The sequence below is a fragment of the Stenotrophomonas capsici genome, from assembly GCF_034961085.1.
In the GTDB taxonomy this organism is placed as follows: domain Bacteria; phylum Pseudomonadota; class Gammaproteobacteria; order Xanthomonadales; family Xanthomonadaceae; genus Stenotrophomonas; species Stenotrophomonas capsici.
Genome location: NZ_JAYFUH010000249.1, coordinates 17,638 through 33,309 on the forward strand (window position 1 = coordinate 17,638; position 15,672 = coordinate 33,309).

Below are 15,672 nucleotides of genomic sequence, written 5' to 3' on the forward strand. Positions count from 1 at the left end.
AGAAACGCCCGGATCCGTCAGGATCCGGGCGTTTCCGTTTGCAGGGGCCAGCAGATGAGCTTGCTCAGAGCCCCGCAGCATGAGCTCCCTGGGGATGGCCTCTTGGGGAGTAGGACCTGAGGGATACTGCGGCTGGCGTCATGTATTGTGCGGATGAAGCCGATGTGACGGTATCGGGGATTCCCTTACATACGCTTCGGTATCTCCTACGCAGATACCCGTTCGCAAGCGCATCGGCGACAATCGGCGGATGAGCAAGATCCATATCCTCGGCATTGCCGGCACTTTCATGGGCGGCGTGGCCGCCTTGGCACGCGAACTCGGTCATCAGGTGGAAGGCAGCGACCAGGCGGTCTACCCGCCGATGTCCACCCAGCTGGAAACGCTGGGCATCACGCTGTCGCAGGGCTATCTGCCCGGCAATATCGCAGGGGATTGCGACGAGGTCGTGGTCGGCAATGCGCTCTCGCGCGGCAACCCAGCGGTCGAAGCGGTACTGGATGCGGGCCGGCGCTACACCTCCGGGGCGCAGTGGCTGGCCGAGAACGTGCTGCCTGGCCGCGACACGCTGGCGGTGGCCGGCACCCACGGCAAGACCACCACCACCACCATCCTGTCGTTCCTGCTGCAGGCCGCCGGGCGCGCGCCGGGCTTCCTGATTGGCGGCGTAGCGGAGGATTTCGGGGTGTCGGCGCGGTTGGGGCGCGAGCTTCCCCGGGCGGGGAGTGATGCCGTACCCCCATCCGGCGCTGCGCACCCCCTTCCCCCGGAAGGGGAAGGAAGCAACGCGTCGGCGCTTTCGGATCGACCGCTGTTCGTGGTGGAGGCCGACGAGTACGACACCGCCTTCTTCGACAAGCGCAGCAAGTTCGTCCACTACCGTCCGCGGGTGGCGATCCTCAACAACCTGGAGTTCGACCACGCCGACATCTTCCCGGACGTGGCCGCGATCCAGCGCCAGTTCCACCACCTGGTGCGCACCGTGCCCGGCAATGGGCGGCTGATCGTCAACGGCGAGGATGCCCGCCTGGCTGAGGTGCTGGCGATGGGCTGCTGGACGCCGGTGGAGCGGTTCGGCTTCGATCCCGCGCTGGAATGGAGCGCGCGCCTGGTCAACCAGGATGGCAGCGCATTCACGGTGCTGCACCGTGGCGTGGCGGTGGCGACGGTGGAATGGCCGCTGCTGGGCCGCCACAACGTGCTCAACGGGCTGGCCGCACTGGCCGCCGCGCATGCGGTGGGTGTGGACGTGGCCGCTGTCGCGCCGGCGTTGGCGCGCTTCCACAGCGTCAAGCGACGCATGGAAGTGATCGGACAGGCGCACGGGGTCACCATCTACGATGATTTCGCCCATCACCCCACCGCGATCCACACCACGCTGGAAGGCCTGCGCGCCAAGGTTGGCGCTGCGCGCATCGTGGTGGCGATGGAACCGCGCAGTAATTCGATGCGGTTGGGCGCGCACGCGGACGCCCTGGCGCCGTCGCTGGATATCGCCGATGCGGTGGTATTCCTGGCGCGGCCGGAGTTGCCGTGGGATGCGGCCAAGGTGATCGCCGCGGTACGCGGTGAGGCGCAGGCGGTGGCCGATACCGATGCATTGCTGGCGCAGCTGGGGCGCGTGGCAGGCGACGGCGACCACGTGGTGTTCATGTCCAACGGCGGCTTCGACGGCGCGCCGCGCCGGTTCCTGGCGCAACTGCAGAACGGCTGATATCGCGCGGTTCAATGTAGGAGCGGCGTACGCCGCGAAGCCGGTACCGGTGGATGCGGCATGAGGTTGGCAATCCTGGGATTGCGGTTGGTGCCGTTATCTGGGTATCACCAGCTTCGCGGCCAAGGCCGCTCCTACGAGGGAACGGCTTCTTTTGTAGAAGCGGTTTCAGCTGCGATGTCGGGGCGGCATCGGTCACGCACGTGCCCAGCAATTGCAGATTTCCGTGCAGCGTTGGCCATTGTCAGCTTCGCGGCGTACGCCGCTCCTGCAACCGCCGCGCGCCTTGAAAAACAGTGGTGGGGGCTTCAGCGGGTTGGTTTGCCGTTGTAGCCCATCGCTGCCGAAATCTGCACGGCCGCTTCCAGCAGCGCCTGCACGTGCGCCGGGTCCGGCGTGCTGGGCAGGTAGTGGATGGAGCCGACGATGGCCAGCGTGCCGAACAATTCGCCATTGGCCTGCATCAGCGGTGCGGCCAGCGCATTGATGCCGATGTACAGCTCTTCCGGCGCATCGGCCCAGCCGCGCCTGCGCACCAGCTCGATCTCGGCGGCGAGCCGGTCCGGGTCGACGATGGTGTGCCGGGTGCTGGCCGGCAGCGCCTGCGCCAGATAGGCGCGGCGCAGCTTCTCCGCACCATAGGCCAGGGCGATCTTGCCCTGCGCCACGCTGTTGTGATGGAAGCGGGTGCCGGGGCGCAGGCTGATTTCCACCGGCGCGGTGCCGCGCAGCAGGTCGATCACCACCACTTCGTTGTCGGAGAACGTGGAGATCACCACGGTCTGGCCGACCTGGTCACGCAGGTGTTCCAGGATCGGCTTGGCCAGGCTCATCACGTCGAAGCGGCTGGTGCAGGCGCGGCCCAGCAGGAACATCTGCCAGCCGACGCGGTACTGGTTGGTGTCCGGGTCCTGGTCGACGTAGCCATGCTCGCGCAGCACGCTCAGGTGCCGGTGCACGCGCGCCTTGGGCATGCCCAACAGCTGGGCCAGACGGGTGACGCCCAGCCCGTTCGGGGCCGAGGCCAGGGCCTCGATCACTTTCAGCGAAACAATGGCGGTAGGCAGGCCCTGCTCGGCGGTGTCGTCCTGGGCGTCCACGCCGGGGGCGGCATGGGGCAAATCCTTGTTGTCGGGCGCGGTGTTGCGGGGCATCGGCTACCTGTTCGGCGGTGGCGGGGTGGACGCGGCCTCGGGACGCCGCGCCCATGTGCCGATTATGGCAGGTCGATGTATCGCTCTGCGAAAACCTTGTACCGCTGGGTCTTCTGCGCGGCGGCGTCCTCCGGGCGCACGTAGCGGATCGAACTGCGCCCCTTGAGCTGGCGCGGCAGCAGGAAACAGCGGATGAAGCGGGTTTCCTCGTCCTCGGTGGTCGGCGCCAGCACCGGTGCATGGCCCAGCTCGAACCAAGCGTGGCCCGCCGGGTGGTCGTGGCGCTGGCCCAGCGTCTCGATGCTGATCCTGCCGTAGTCGCAGATGCGGATGCCCGGGCCCTGGTGGACGTGGGTGAGGGCAACGCCGCCCTTCGGGAAATCAACGCGATCGCAACGCATCAGCCACTCAAAGCGCGCATCCAGCGTGATTGGCGCTTCCAGCTTGAGCTCGCTGCGGGTGGCCGGGGCCGAGGGCAAGGCGCCGGCTGGCTGGCGCGCATCGGTCAGATCCCAGCGCCACAGCACGGTGTCCTGCTCGCCGCTGAGCAGGGTCAGCGGCTCCTGGCCCACCCGCGCCTGGGCCGGGTCAAGGGACTGTGCGTCCTGTGGGGACTCAACCATCAGGCCACCTTCGCGCACGTACAGCGCACGGGGGCCGGCGGGCAGATAGACCGGCGGGCAGCCGGCCGGCAGGTGGTCTTCGTGGAGGCGGAGGATCAGCTCGGACATCGGAATCTCGCGTTTGTTACGACGTCGGTATCGTATATCGAGACGAAAACGTTTGTCATGTTCCATTTTCAAGAAAAGTGGGTTACTTTGTGCTCGCAGTATCGTTCACCGATACTTTCGTATCAGCCAAGATTCCGGAGGGGAAGCCAATGGCGCAGCGTGGTTCAACGATCCAAGAGGTACCGGCCGCCAGCAGCGGCCGCTGGTGGCAGGGTGCCAGCAAGCAGCAGTGGGGCACGTTCCGTTCGGCCTACCTGGGCTGGATGCTGGATGTGATGGACCTGATGCTGTTCGCGATGGTGCTCAAGCACGTCAGTGCGGACCTGGGTTTCGACAAGTCGCAGGCGGGCATGGTGATGTCGGCCACGCTGCTGGCCACCGCGTTCGGTGGACTGGTGTTCGGCTACCTGGCCGACCGCATGGGCCGCGCCAAGTCGATGATGCTGAGCATCATCTGCTACTCGATAGGCACCGCGCTGTGCGGCCTGTCCGATACGCTCGGCCAGCTGATGCTGTTCCGGATCATTGTCGGCCTGGGCGTCGGTGGTGAGTGGTCCGCAGGTTCGGCGCTGGTGAGCGAAAGCTGGCCGGCACAGCACCGCGGCAAGATCCTGGCCTGGATCCAGAGCGCGTTCGCCTCCGGCTACGCCGCCGCGGCGATCGTCGCCGCGCTGGTGGTGCCGACGCTGGGTTGGCGCTGGGTGTTCGTGGTCGGCCTGCTGCCGGCGCTGCTGGCGTTCTACGTGCGCCGCCACGTCAAGGAGCCGGAGATCTGGGTCAACCAGGCCCAGCGGTTGAGCTTCGGCCAGACCATGGGCCAGCTGTTCGGCGCGCATGCGCGCAGCACCCTGGTCGGCCTGGCCTTCGTCACCGCGGCGATGTGCGGCTACTGGGGACTGTTCACCTGGATCCCGACCTACCTGGCCACGCCGGTCGCCGACGGCGGCCCGGGCCTGGACATGGTCAAGTCGACGATCTGGATCGTGATCATGCAGGTGGGCGCGGCATTCGGCTTCGTCACCTTCGGCTACATCGCCGACGCGATCGGCCGCAAGAAGGCCTTCATGCTGTTCTTCGTGTGCTCGGCGCTGACGGTGCCGGTGTTCGTGATGATCAAGTCGCCGATGGCGCTGATGGCGTTCGGCATCGTCGTGGCCTACTTCGGCACCGGCTTCTACAGCGGCTTCGCGCCGACCTTCGCCGAGATGTTCCCGACCACCGTGCGCGCCACCGCGCAGGGCTTCGTCTACAACGGCGGACGGGCCATCGCCGCCATCGCACCGGCGCTGATCGGCTTCCTGGCCAACAGCTACGGCGTGGCCAGCGGACTGATGGCGACCGCCGGGTTCTTCGGGCTGGCCGCACTGATCGTGCTGCTGTTCCTGCCCGAGACCAAGGGCGCCGAGCTGACCTGATTGCAACCGCAGGAGTAACCCCATGCCGATCATCCAGGTGACCCTGGTACAGGGCCGTGACGAAGAGAAAGTGCAGCGTTTCATCCGCGCCGTGGCGCAGGTGGCGCATGCCGAGCTGGAGGCGCCGATGAGTGCGATCCGGGTGATGGTCAACGAAGTGCCGCCGCAGCGTTTCGCGGTCGGCGACGTGCTCAAGAGCGATGCGAAGGAAGTGAAGGCATGAGTGCTGTGTCCCTGGGTGCCGACGCCATCGCGCGGCACGGTGCCGAACTGCACGCCGCGCTGCGCAGCGGCGTGGCGGTGGAGCCGCTGAGCGAGCGCATCGCCGGTTTGTCGTTGGGCGATGCCTATGCCATCTCCAACGACCTGCTGGCGCGCCGTCTTGCCGATGGCGAGCGCGTGGTCGGCAAGAAGATCGGCGCCACCTCGGTGGCGGTGCAGCGCATGCTGAAGGTGGACCAGCCGGACTTCGGCTTCCTCACCGATCGCATGCAGGTCGCCAACGGTGGCGTGTTGTCCACCGCCGGCATGATCGCGCCGCGTGCCGAGGGCGAGATCGCCTTCCACCTCAAGCGTGACCTGGTCGGTCCGGGCATCACCCACCACGACGTGCTCGCCGCCACCGAGGCTTTGTCGGTGTGCTTCGAGATCGTCGATTCGCGCATCCGCGACTGGCGCATCGGCATCACCGACACCGTGGCCGACAACGCCTCGGCCGCGGCTTACGTGCTCGGCGAACTGCGGGTGCCACCGAAAAACCTGGACCTGGGCACGCTGGGCATGGTGGTGGAGAAGAACGGCGAGCTGGTGGCCACCGGCGCCGGTGCCGCCGCGCTGGGCTCGCCGGTCAACTGCGTGGCGTGGCTGGCCAACACGCTCGGCCGTCTCGGCACGCCGCTGAAGGCGGGCGAGGTGATCCTGTCCGGCGCGCTGGTGCCGCTGATCCCGGTGAGCGCCGGTGACCACATGCGCGTGCGCGTCGGCGCACTGGGCAGCGCCGAGATCCGCTTTGCATGACGCCTGCTTCCTCCCCCACCTTGAACGACAGGAGTTCTGCATGACCCTGAAAGCGGCCATCATCGGTCCCGGCAACATCGGCACCGACCTGATGATCAAGATCCTGCGCCACGGCAAGCAATTGCAGATGGCGGCACTGGTCGGCATCGACCCGGCGTCCGACGGCCTGGCGCGTGCGGCGCGCATGGGCGTGGCGACCATCTCCAGCGGCGTGGCCGGCTTGATCGAATCGGACCTGTTCGCCGATATCGACATCGTGTTCGATGCGACCTCGGCCTCGGCGCACGTGGCCAACGACGCGCTGCTGCGCGCGGCCAAGCCGAGCATCCGCGTGGTTGACCTGACGCCGGCGGCGATCGGCCCGTACTGCGTGCCGACCGTGAACCTGGAGGACAACATCGAGGCGGCCAACGTCAACATGGTCACCTGCGGTGGCCAGGCCACCATCCCGATGGTGGCGGCGGTCGCGTCGGTGGCCAAGGTCGCCTACGCCGAGATCGTGGCCAGCATCTCCAGCAGAAGTGCCGGCCCGGGCACGCGCGCCAACATCGACGAGTTCACCGAGACCACCTCGCGCGCGATCGAGAGCGTGGGCGGTGCGCAGGTCGGCAAGGCCATCATCGTGCTCAACCCGGCCGAGCCGCCGCTGCTGATGCGCGATACCGTGTACGTGCTCAGCGAGGTGGTCGACACCGCCCTCATCGAAGCGGCCGTCACCGGGATGGCCGCGCGCGTGGCCGCCTACGTGCCGGGCTACCGGCTCAAGCAGCAGGTGCAGTTCGAGGTCATCGAGGAGCCTGTAAACGTGCCGGGCGTGGGCCCGAGCACCGGCCTGAAGACCTCGATCTTCCTGGAAGTGGAAGGCGCCGCGCACTACCTGCCGGCCTATGCCGGCAACCTGGACATCATGACGTCGGCCGCGCTGGCCACCGGGGAGCGCATGGCCGCCTCGGTGCTGGCCGCGCGTGCAGCGGCGTGAGGACATGAACATGACCGCCAACAAGCTCTACATCTCCGACGTCACCCTGCGTGACGGCTCGCACGCCGTGCGCCATCGCTACAGCCTGGAACAGGTGCGCGCGATCGCCACCGCGCTGGACCAGGCCCGGGTCGATTCGATCGAGGTCGCCCATGGCGACGGCCTGCAGGGTTCCTCGTTCAACTACGGCTTCGGCGCGCACAGCGACATCGAGTGGATCGAAGCCGCGGCCGAATCGGTTTCCCACGCGAAGATCGCCACGCTGCTGCTGCCCGGCATCGGCACCGTGCATGACCTGAAGAACGCCCATGCTGCCGGCGCGCGCATCGTGCGGGTGGCCACGCATTGCACCGAGGCCGACATCTCGCGCCAGCACATCGAAGCGGCCAATGCGCTTGGCATGGATGCGGTCGGTTTTCTGATGATGAGTCACATGACCACGCCGCAGGCGCTGGCCATCGAAGCAAAGAAGATGGAGAGCTACGGCGCCTCCTGCGTGTACGTGGTCGATTCCGGTGGCGCATTGAACATGAATGATGTGCGTGACCGGGTCGGCGCGCTGCGCGAGGCACTGCTGCCGGACACCCAGATCGGCATTCATGCCCACCACAACCTGTCGCTGGGCGTGGCCAACTCCATCGCTGCGGTCGAAGCGGGCGCGATCCGCATCGACGCCAGCCTGGCCGGCATGGGGGCCGGCGCCGGCAATGCACCGCTGGAGGTGTTCGTCGCCGCGGCCGAGCGCATGGGCTGGAACCACGGCTGCGCGCTGTACACGCTGATGGATGCGGCGGACGACATCGTGCGCCCGTTACAGGACCGCCCGGTGCGGGTGGACCGCGAAACCCTGGCGCTGGGCTATGCCGGCGTCTATTCGAGCTTCCTGCGCCACGCGGAAATCGCATCGCAGCGCTTTGGCCTGAAGACCGCCGACATCCTGGTCGAGCTGGGCAAGCGCCGCATGGTCGGCGGCCAGGAGGACATGATCGTGGACGTCGCGCTGGACATGCTGCGTGCGCGCAGCGAGCAACCGCAGGAGGCACAGGCATGACGCTGGACCGTTCCATCATCGAAAACTGCGCCCTGCAGTTGCTGGCCGCCGAGCAGGAGGTGCGCGAGGTGACCCGAATCACCGAAGCGCATCCGCAGATCGACGTCAACGCGGCGTACGACATCCAGGAATGCCTGCGCGGCATGAAGCAGGCCGCCGGTATACGCATCGTCGGCATGAAGATGGGCCTGACCTCGAAGCCGAAGATGCAGCAGATGGGCGTGGATACGCCGATCTACGGCTTCCTCGGCGCTGACAATGCCGTGGACGACGGCGCGGTGGTCGACACCGCGCGCCTGATCCACCCGAAGGTGGAGGCCGAGATCGCCTTCGTCATGCGCGAAGACCTGACCGGGCCCGGGTGCGACGTCGCCAAGGTACTGGCGGCCACCGATTACGTGGTGCCGGCCATCGAACTGATCGACTCACGCTACGAGAATTTCCGCTTCGACCTGCCCAGCGTGATCGCCGACAACACGTCGGCCGCGCGTTACGTGCTGGGCTCGCGCCCGACGGCGGTGCAGGGCCTGGACCTGGAGACGCTCGGCGTGGTGATGGAGAAGAACGGCCAGGTGGTCGAGGTCGGCGCCGGCGCCGCGGTGCTCGGCAATCCGGCCGAGGCGGTGGCGATGCTGGTCAACATGCTGGCCGAGCGCGGCCAGGCGCTGCCGGCCGGCAGCGTGGTGCTGTCCGGCGCGATCACCGCAGCGGTTGCGGTGGCTGCCGGTGACAACGTGCTGGTACGCGCCGATGGCATGGGTACGACGGCGATGCGGTTTGTGTGAGGGCCCGAAGGCCAGGCAGCCGTTGAGGCGTCAGCCACGCCTGCCTGCCCGCATCACGTCACTCCCGCGCAGGCGGGAATGACGCGCTGAACGCCGTTCGGTCTGCCCGGACGGCCATGGCAAGAAAACGACGTTCTTCATGACCGGCGCCCCACCGGGCGCCGGAACGGTGTCCTGTTGCCCTGGGAGGGGAAAACGATGATCGGTAACAAGAAACTGGCCGCCCTGGCCACCACGGCGGTACTGGCGGCGATGCCACTGAGCGCGCTGGCGCAGGCCATGGATGCGCAGGCCATGGAGGCACGCATGGCGCAGTTGGAGCAGGAGATGCAGCAGATGCGCGACATGCTGCAGGCCTACCAACAGCGTGATGCTGCCAATGCCAATGCCAATGCCAATGCCGCTGTGGCGCCGCCGGCGACAGCGCTCGACGCCACCCGCGTTGCCGCACCGGCGTCGCCGGCCGTCGTGATGCCCAACGCGATGCCGGGCACGAAGTTCTCTTTCGGCGGCTTCATCAAGCTTGATTCGATGTACACCCGTACCAGCGATGGCGAGATCGCCGACGGCTCGGCCGGGCGCCTGTTCTACTTCCCCGGTGCCACGCCGGTGGCGGTCGATGGCAAGGGGCGCAGCGCCAGCTATACCGACGTGCATGCGCAGTTCTCGCGCTTCTGGCTCGGTGCCGATACCACCACCGAGCGCGGCGACAAGCTCAAGGCCTATATCGAGGCGGACATGTACGGCGGTGGCAGCAACGCCTTCGCCGGCAACGAGGTCATCACCAACACCTACGCGCTCACCCTGCGCCAGGCCTACGTGAGCTGGAACAACTGGCTGGCCGGCCAGACCTGGTCCAACTTCCAGGACGTGGCGGCGCTGCCGGACACGGTGGACTTCACCGGTCCTTCGGAAGGCACCATCTTCTCGCGCCAGGCACAGCTGCGTTACACCCGCGGCCCATGGTCGTTCTCGGCGGAGAACCCGCAGACCACGATCACCCCGTTCGGCGGCAAGGGCGCGCGCATCAACAGCAGCACCGACGTGATGCCGGACCTGACCGCGCGCTGGCTCACCCGCGGTGATTGGGGCCACTTCACCGTTGCCGCGCTGCTGCGCAACTTCCGCTACGACGGGCACAACGAAAGCGGCGGTGCCCTGAGTGTGTCGGGCAAGTTCAACATGGGGGCCAATGACGACCTGCGTTACATGGTCAGTGGCGGTGCGGGCGTGGGCCGTTACCTCGGCTTCGCGCTGGGCAGCGACACCGCGTTGGATGAGGAAGGACGCCTGCACGCGATGGACGGCTACGGTGGCTTCGCCGCGTGGCGCCACGCGTTCTCGCCCAAGCTGCGCGGCAACCTGGTTTATTCGGTCGCCGTGCTCGACAACGACACGGCCTGGACCGGCTATGAAGTCACCGACAAGGCGCAGTCGGTGCGCGCCAACCTGATCTATTCGCCATTCCCCAAGCTGGACCTGGGCGTGGAGCTGAGCCATGCGCAGCGTCGCCTGGAGAACGGCGAGAAGGGCGACATGAACCGCGTGCACACGCACGTGAAGTACAACTTCTGACGGCGTCCTGCCGGCGCCTGCGACGATGGCCCACGGCGGGCTGGGGTACCATCAGCCCCGGTCCGCCGTTTCTGTTGCCGATGACTGCCACGCAAAGCCTGCCGTTGTTTCCCTTGCATTCGACGCTGTTGCCGGGTGCCTCGCTGGGGTTGCGCGTGTTCGAGGCGCGTTACCTGGACCTGGTGCGCGAATGCGGGCGCAAGGGCGGCACGTTCGGCGTCTGCCTGATCCTGGAGGGCGAGGAGGTCGGCACGCCTGCAACGCCCGCCGCGTGGGGCGTGGAAGCCCTGGTCGAGGATTTCGACGTGGGTGCCGATGGCGTCCTGGTGCTGCGCCTGCGTGGCGGTCGCCGCTTCCACGTGCGGCAGACGCGCGTGCGCGACAACGGCCTGGTCGTGGCCGAGGTGGAATGGCGCGAGCATGACAGCGACGATGAACTGCAGCCGGAGCATGCGCTGCTCGGCATCCTGCTCGAACGCATTCTTGAACAGGCGGGCGGTGAGTACGCCTCGGCCGGCCCGGCACAGTTCGACCAGGCGGCCTGGGTAGGCTGGCGATTGGCGGAACTGTTGCCGTTGCAGGAGCAGCAGCGGGTGATGCTGCTGAACGAAGACGATCCGCACCGGCGCCTGGAGCGCCTGCTCGAATGGATCCCGGGCTTCGACATCCCGCAGGAACAGGATCTCTGACCTCCGCCAGGAGCTCCATCCACATTGCCGGATCCGGCGCCGCGGGCATCACCGCTGTTACGGCGCCGGTGTTTCCTGGCTGCGGATCATCAGCAACGGCAGGCCGGTTTCCGGCTGCACCTGCTGCCGGTTGGGCATGCCGTCGAGCGACTGCTTGAGCGTATCCAGCGCGGGATCCACGCCGCGCAGGGGGCGCCACATGCCGAACAGCTTCAGGTGGCGCTGGAAGCGCAGCGTCTGCGCGCTGCCCAGCCAGACCTGGGCTTGCCCCGGCTCCAGGCGTACGGCCGAAGGCCACAGCCGCAGCGCATAGACCTCGTCCGGTCGCGTACCCGGGTGCAGCAACAGCAGTGCCTCGACGTTGCTGTCCAGGGTGGCCGGCAGCACCGGCACGTCCTGCGGCGAGGCTTTCTGCTCCAGCATCGCCAGCGCCTGCTGCCAGCCGGCCTGCGGCTGCACGGTCCAGCCCTTGCGCTCCAGCTGCTGCTGCAGGGGTGCCAACGGGCCGGCGACCTGCACGTCCAGCGGCCAGCGCTGGTCGTCATCGAACTCGTTGCGACGGGCCGGCAGCTCGCGCCAGCCGTCCTGCCACCAATGCGTTGACACCATCGATTGCGGCGCGGCGGCCACCGGCTCGAACTTGGCCAGTTTGGCCGTCACGTTGCGCGGTGCATACCAGAAGCCGGCCAGCACGAACACGCCGTAGAACAGCCAGGCCACCGGCTTGACCCAGAACGAACGGTTGAAGCGGCGGCGGTAGGCCACGCCCAGCAACAACAGCCAGAAGATGCCGAACAACATGCCGCCGATGACATCGCTGAGCCAGTGTGCGCCCAGGTAGATGCGGGCAAAGCCAATCGCGGTGACGACCACGCCGGAGAGCAGGTACGGCCAGACGCGGGTGCGGCCGGGCAGCTCACGGCCGATCAGCACGGCGAAGAAGCCGAAGGTGATCGTGGCCATGGTCACCGCCACCGACGGGAAGCCGAAGCCACTGCTGGCCGAGGGCGGGCGGACCACGTCCACCGTGGCGCCCAGCAGCTTGGTCAGGGCCAGGCCGAAGGCCAGCGCCGCCAGCCAATGCACCACCGCCATCCAGCGCCGGCGCCAGGCCAGGTAGCCCATGGCCGCGCCGATGGCCGGCAGCAGTACCTGCCAGTCGCCCAGCGAGGCCAGCGCGGCCATCGGATAGTCGGCCAGCGGGTTGCGCAGGGCCAGCATCAGCTTGTGCACGGCCAGGTCCAGCGCCAGTGGTTCGCCATGCGCGACCACCACCATCAGCAGCACGAACCAGCCCCAGCCGAGCAGCAGCAGCATCAGGGCGAGCATCGCCAGCGGCACCGATTCACGCCGCTTGGGGTCGAACAGGTCGGTCAGCGAACGGCCCAGCAACTGCGGGTGGCGCTGCGACCAGGCCAGCACGCGCGCCAGCCAACCGTCCATGCGCGCGGCCGACCAGCGGTAGCTGTACAGCACGATGGCCCAGACCAGGCCCAGCATCGCGCCGAGCAGGGCCAGCACCAGGAACAGGCTGCCGGCGACCGCCGCCACCGCGTCGTAGGCCTGGCCCAGCGCCCAGCCGGGCAGCAGGAACAGCACCGCCCAGGACAGGCAGGCGATGCCGCTGGCCTTGAGGTAGTTGCGGAAAGGCATGTTCGCCATGCCGGCGATGGCTGGCACGAACGGGCGGATCGCGCCCACGTAGCGTGCCACCAGGATGCTCTTGAAGGCGTTGCGGCGGAACATCAGCTCGCCGCGGTCAAGCAGCTGCGGGTAGCGGCTGACCGGCCAGACGCCGCGCAGCCGGTCGCCCCAGCGACGGCCGACCCAGTAGCTCAGGCCATCGGCGGCGAACGCGCCCAGCGTGGCGCAGGCGATCGCGTACGGTCCGGACAGCTCGCCCATGCCGATGAGCACGCCCACCGCGATCATCAGCGGCAACGCCGGCACGATGGTGCCGAGGATGATTACCGAGTCACAGAAGGCGATGGCGAAAATCGCGGCACCGGCCAAAACCGGATGAGCGGCGATCCACGCAAGCGTGGCGTCGATCCAGGAAGAATTCATCGGGCGATTATAGTGGCAGGGCCCGTTCAGACCGCTGCTTCCGTTGCAGGTTCCATTGGCGTGGCGGCGGGCCGTTCACCTGCCGTGTCGGTGAATGAAAGCCCGGCAGGCCACTAGAATGGGGGCATGCTGGACTCTTCGCCTGACACCTTCATTACGCTGAAAGCCGACAGTTTCGGCCGTATCCTGCTGGTCGACGGGGAGCACGGCCGCTTTGTCCGCCGTGACCTCGGGGCCACGCCGCTGTGGCTGCGCCTGCCGGCCTGGTGGCTGGCCCGGCGCGAGGCGCGGGCGTTGGCCAGGCTGGATGGCATGGAGGCCACGCCGCGCCTGCTCGGCTGGGACGGCCGCTGGCTGGACCGCAGCTACATGGAGGGGGCGGCCATGTACCAGCGCCCGCCCCGTGGTGACCTGGCCTACTTCCGCGCCGCGCGGCGCCTGCTGCAGCGCGTGCACCGCCAGGGCATTGCCCACAACGACCTGGCCAAGGAGGCCAACTGGCTGGTGCGCGAGGATGGTTCGCCGGCGTTGATCGACTTCCAGCTGGCGGTCTGCGGCAACCCGCGCTCGCGCTGGATGCGGTTGCTGGCCCGCGAGGACCTGCGCCACCTGCTCAAGCACAAGCGCATGTATTGCGGCGCGGCGTTGACGCCGGTGGAGCGGCGGCTGCTCAAGCGCCATTCCTGGGTGCGCGAACTGTGGTTCGCCACCGGCAAGCCGGTGTACCGCTTCGTCACCCGGCGCATCCTGCACTGGGAAGACAACGAAGGGCAGGGACCAAAGCCCTGAGCCGCAGCGCGGGACGGGGCACCGGCCGGCGTGGCCGGCACCGGTGCCCGGAAGGGACTCAGCGCAGCTCGACCAACTGTCTGCCCTTGAAATTCCGCTTGGCGTCGAAGTCGTAGCCGATGGTCAGCATACCCTCGTCGGCACAGGCGTGGCAGCTGCGCAGCGGCGTGCGGTAACGCAGGCGCACGCCGCCGTCGGGCAGTGCATCGCTGCCGCTGGCGATGGCCGGCGCGAACGGGACCGCGTCCGGGTGCACGGTGATGAACGCCTTGTATTCAGGCAGGCTGCGGGTGTTGTCGTCCAGCACGTCCCGGTCCACGTCGACGGTCCGGCCGCTGGCGTCGACCAGCCAGGTGCCTTCGTTGGTGTTGGCGCGGAACGGGAACTCCAGTGTCGCCACGCCCACGCCTTCCACGCTCTGCCAGGCGCTGACATATCCCGGATTGTCCTGCGCGGCCAGATTGCGCGCGGCGGTGAGTGCGGCGGCCGAGGCGCCGCCCTTGCGCAGGGTGTCGATCAGGCAGGTATCGCTGGCGGTTGCAGCGTTGCGGCAGGCATCAAGCGACCCATTCCACACCGCGCTGGCGTCCAGCTTGCCGCCGGTGCTGCCCAGCCCGGTGGTGTGTGCGGTGACATCGTGCACCACCGGCGGGACTTCGCCGGCCGATTGCCGGTTCTGGCAGGCGGCAAGGGCGAGCACGAGCAGCAGCGGGGTGGTGCGGTACAGCGTTTTCATCATTGGATCTCGGGGGGAGAATGCCGCACCAGTATCGGCATGGTGCATGAACGCAAAGTGTCGAACCGCAGGCGTGATGCACCGGCATAATGCGGGAGGTTTCCTACCCGTTGGAGTGCGCATGAGCAGCCTGCAAGGCAAGACCCTTTTCATCACCGGCGCCTCGCGGGGCATCGGCCTGGCCATTGCGCTGCGCGCGGCGCGCGACGGTGCCAACGTGGCCATCGCCGCCAAGTCGGCGGTGCCCAACCCCAAGCTGCCGGGCACCATCCACAGCGCCGCCGAGGCGGTGACTGCCGCCGGTGGCCAGGGGCTGGCGCTGAAGTGCGACATCCGCGAGGAGGACCAGGTCAACGCGGCGGTGGCCGCCACCGTGGATGCCTTTGGTGGCATCGACATCCTGGTCAACAACGCCTCGGCGATCTGGCTGCGCGGTGCGCTGGACACGCCGATGAAGCGCTTCGATCTGATGCAGCAGGTCAACGCACGCGGCAGTTTCCTGTGCGCGCAGGCCTGCCTGCCGCACCTGCTCAAGGCCCCGAACCCGCATATCCTGACGCTTGCGCCGCCGCCGAGCCTGGACCCGAAGTGGTGGGCGCCGCATACCGGCTACACGCTGGCCAAGATGGGCATGAGCTTCGTTACCCTGGGCCTGGCCGGTGAGTTCGGCCCGCAGGGCGTGGCGGTCAACGCACTGTGGCCGCGCACCATCATCGCGACCGACGCGATCAACATGATTCCCGGCGTGGACCCGGCCGGCTGCCGCCGCCCGGAGATCCTGGCCGATGCCGCGCACGCGGTGCTGACCCGCCCGGCGGCCGGCTTGAGCGGGAAGTTCCTGATCGACGATGAAGTGCTGGCCGAGGCCGGTGTCACCGACCTGTCCGGCTATGCGGTGGACCCGTCCAGGCCGCTGTTGCCGGACCTGTTCCTCGACTGAGCAACCCCGCAGGCGCGGCCTCGGCCGTGA

The 15,672-nt window shown here is 67.9% G+C and carries 14 protein-coding genes and 1 pseudogene; 11 read left to right on the forward strand and 4 right to left on the reverse strand.

Going from position 1 to position 15,672, the window contains the following annotated elements; translation table 11 throughout:
• Positions 1-250 precede the first annotated feature (250 nt).
• Positions 251-1,714: a UDP-N-acetylmuramate:L-alanyl-gamma-D-glutamyl-meso-diaminopimelate ligase gene (gene mpl, locus VA603_RS13335; RefSeq protein ID WP_323439141.1), complete on the forward strand. Its 1,464-nt coding sequence runs from the start codon at positions 251-253 to the stop codon at positions 1,712-1,714.
• Between the two features lie 308 nt (positions 1,715-2,022).
• Here the strand turns inward: mpl and VA603_RS13340 are convergent, their stop codons facing one another.
• Together VA603_RS13340 and VA603_RS13345 are read right to left on the reverse strand one after the other, a co-directional pair.
• Positions 2,023-2,868, reverse strand: coding sequence for an IclR family transcriptional regulator (locus VA603_RS13340; protein WP_323439142.1), 846 nt, complete (start codon positions 2,866-2,868; stop codon positions 2,023-2,025).
• Between the two features lie 62 nt (positions 2,869-2,930).
• Positions 2,931-3,599, reverse strand: a complete 669-nt coding sequence (locus tag VA603_RS13345) for a hypothetical protein (protein WP_192287555.1) — start codon at positions 3,597-3,599, stop codon at positions 2,931-2,933.
• 149 nt (positions 3,600-3,748) lie between these two features.
• Here VA603_RS13345 and VA603_RS13350 point away from each other — a divergent pair, with 149 nt between their 5' ends.
• The 8 genes and pseudogenes from VA603_RS13350 (at position 3,749) to VA603_RS13385 (ending at position 11,110) form a co-directional block, all read left to right on the forward strand.
• Positions 3,749-5,014, forward strand: a complete 1,266-nt coding sequence (locus tag VA603_RS13350; protein WP_323439143.1) for an MFS transporter — start codon at positions 3,749-3,751, stop codon at positions 5,012-5,014.
• A 19-nt stretch (positions 5,015-5,033) separates the two neighbouring features.
• Positions 5,034-5,237, forward strand: a pseudogene (locus tag VA603_RS13355) (tautomerase family protein); the annotation flags it as partial.
• Positions 5,234-6,031 carry a fumarylacetoacetate hydrolase family protein gene (locus VA603_RS13360; protein WP_323439144.1) on the forward strand — a complete coding sequence of 266 codons (798 nt, stop codon included), beginning with the start codon at positions 5,234-5,236 and terminating at the stop codon, positions 6,029-6,031. The pseudogene VA603_RS13355 and the gene VA603_RS13360, both read left to right, overlap by 4 nt.
• A gap of 40 nt (positions 6,032-6,071) precedes the next feature.
• Entirely contained in the window at positions 6,072-7,010 is a 939-nt protein-coding gene (locus VA603_RS13365) for an acetaldehyde dehydrogenase (acetylating) (RefSeq protein WP_323439145.1), read from the forward strand.
• A gap of 10 nt (positions 7,011-7,020) precedes the next feature.
• A complete protein-coding gene (dmpG, locus tag VA603_RS13370) occupies positions 7,021-8,061 on the forward strand; it encodes a 4-hydroxy-2-oxovalerate aldolase (protein WP_323439146.1) in 1,041 nt (346 codons plus the stop codon).
• Positions 8,058-8,846 carry a 2-oxo-3-hexenedioate decarboxylase gene (gene dmpH / locus VA603_RS13375; protein ID WP_323439147.1) on the forward strand — a complete coding sequence of 263 codons (789 nt, stop codon included), beginning with the start codon at positions 8,058-8,060 and terminating at the stop codon, positions 8,844-8,846. The genes dmpG and dmpH overlap by 4 nt, the downstream gene beginning before the upstream one ends.
• Before the next feature lie 198 nt (positions 8,847-9,044).
• Positions 9,045-10,421, forward strand: coding sequence for a DcaP family trimeric outer membrane transporter (locus tag VA603_RS13380; RefSeq protein ID WP_323439148.1), 1,377 nt, complete (start codon positions 9,045-9,047; stop codon positions 10,419-10,421).
• Positions 10,422-10,501: 80 nt separating this feature from the next.
• On the forward strand, positions 10,502-11,110 hold the full coding sequence (locus tag VA603_RS13385) for an LON peptidase substrate-binding domain-containing protein (protein WP_425603711.1): 609 nt from the start codon (positions 10,502-10,504) through the stop codon (positions 11,108-11,110).
• 57 nt (positions 11,111-11,167) lie between these two features.
• Here the strand turns inward: VA603_RS13385 and VA603_RS13390 are convergent, their stop codons facing one another.
• The gene (locus VA603_RS13390; protein ID WP_323439149.1) at positions 11,168-13,177 is read right to left on the reverse strand and encodes a bifunctional DedA family/phosphatase PAP2 family protein; all 2,010 of its coding nucleotides are present in this window, start codon (positions 13,175-13,177) and stop codon (positions 11,168-11,170) included.
• A gap of 126 nt (positions 13,178-13,303) precedes the next feature.
• On the opposite strand from VA603_RS13390, the gene VA603_RS13395 reads away from it, so the two are divergent.
• Positions 13,304-13,966, forward strand: coding sequence for a protein kinase family protein (locus VA603_RS13395; protein ID WP_323439150.1), 663 nt, complete (start codon positions 13,304-13,306; stop codon positions 13,964-13,966).
• A gap of 58 nt (positions 13,967-14,024) precedes the next feature.
• Here VA603_RS13395 and VA603_RS13400 read toward each other — a convergent pair whose 3' ends face one another.
• Positions 14,025-14,702: a hypothetical protein gene (locus tag VA603_RS13400; protein ID WP_323439151.1), complete on the reverse strand. Its 678-nt coding sequence runs from the start codon at positions 14,700-14,702 to the stop codon at positions 14,025-14,027.
• Positions 14,703-14,823: 121 nt separating this feature from the next.
• Between VA603_RS13400 and VA603_RS13405 the strand changes: the two genes are divergently transcribed.
• The gene (locus tag VA603_RS13405) at positions 14,824-15,642 is read left to right on the forward strand and encodes an SDR family oxidoreductase (RefSeq protein ID WP_132865494.1); all 819 of its coding nucleotides are present in this window, start codon (positions 14,824-14,826) and stop codon (positions 15,640-15,642) included.
• Positions 15,643-15,672 lie beyond the last annotated feature (30 nt).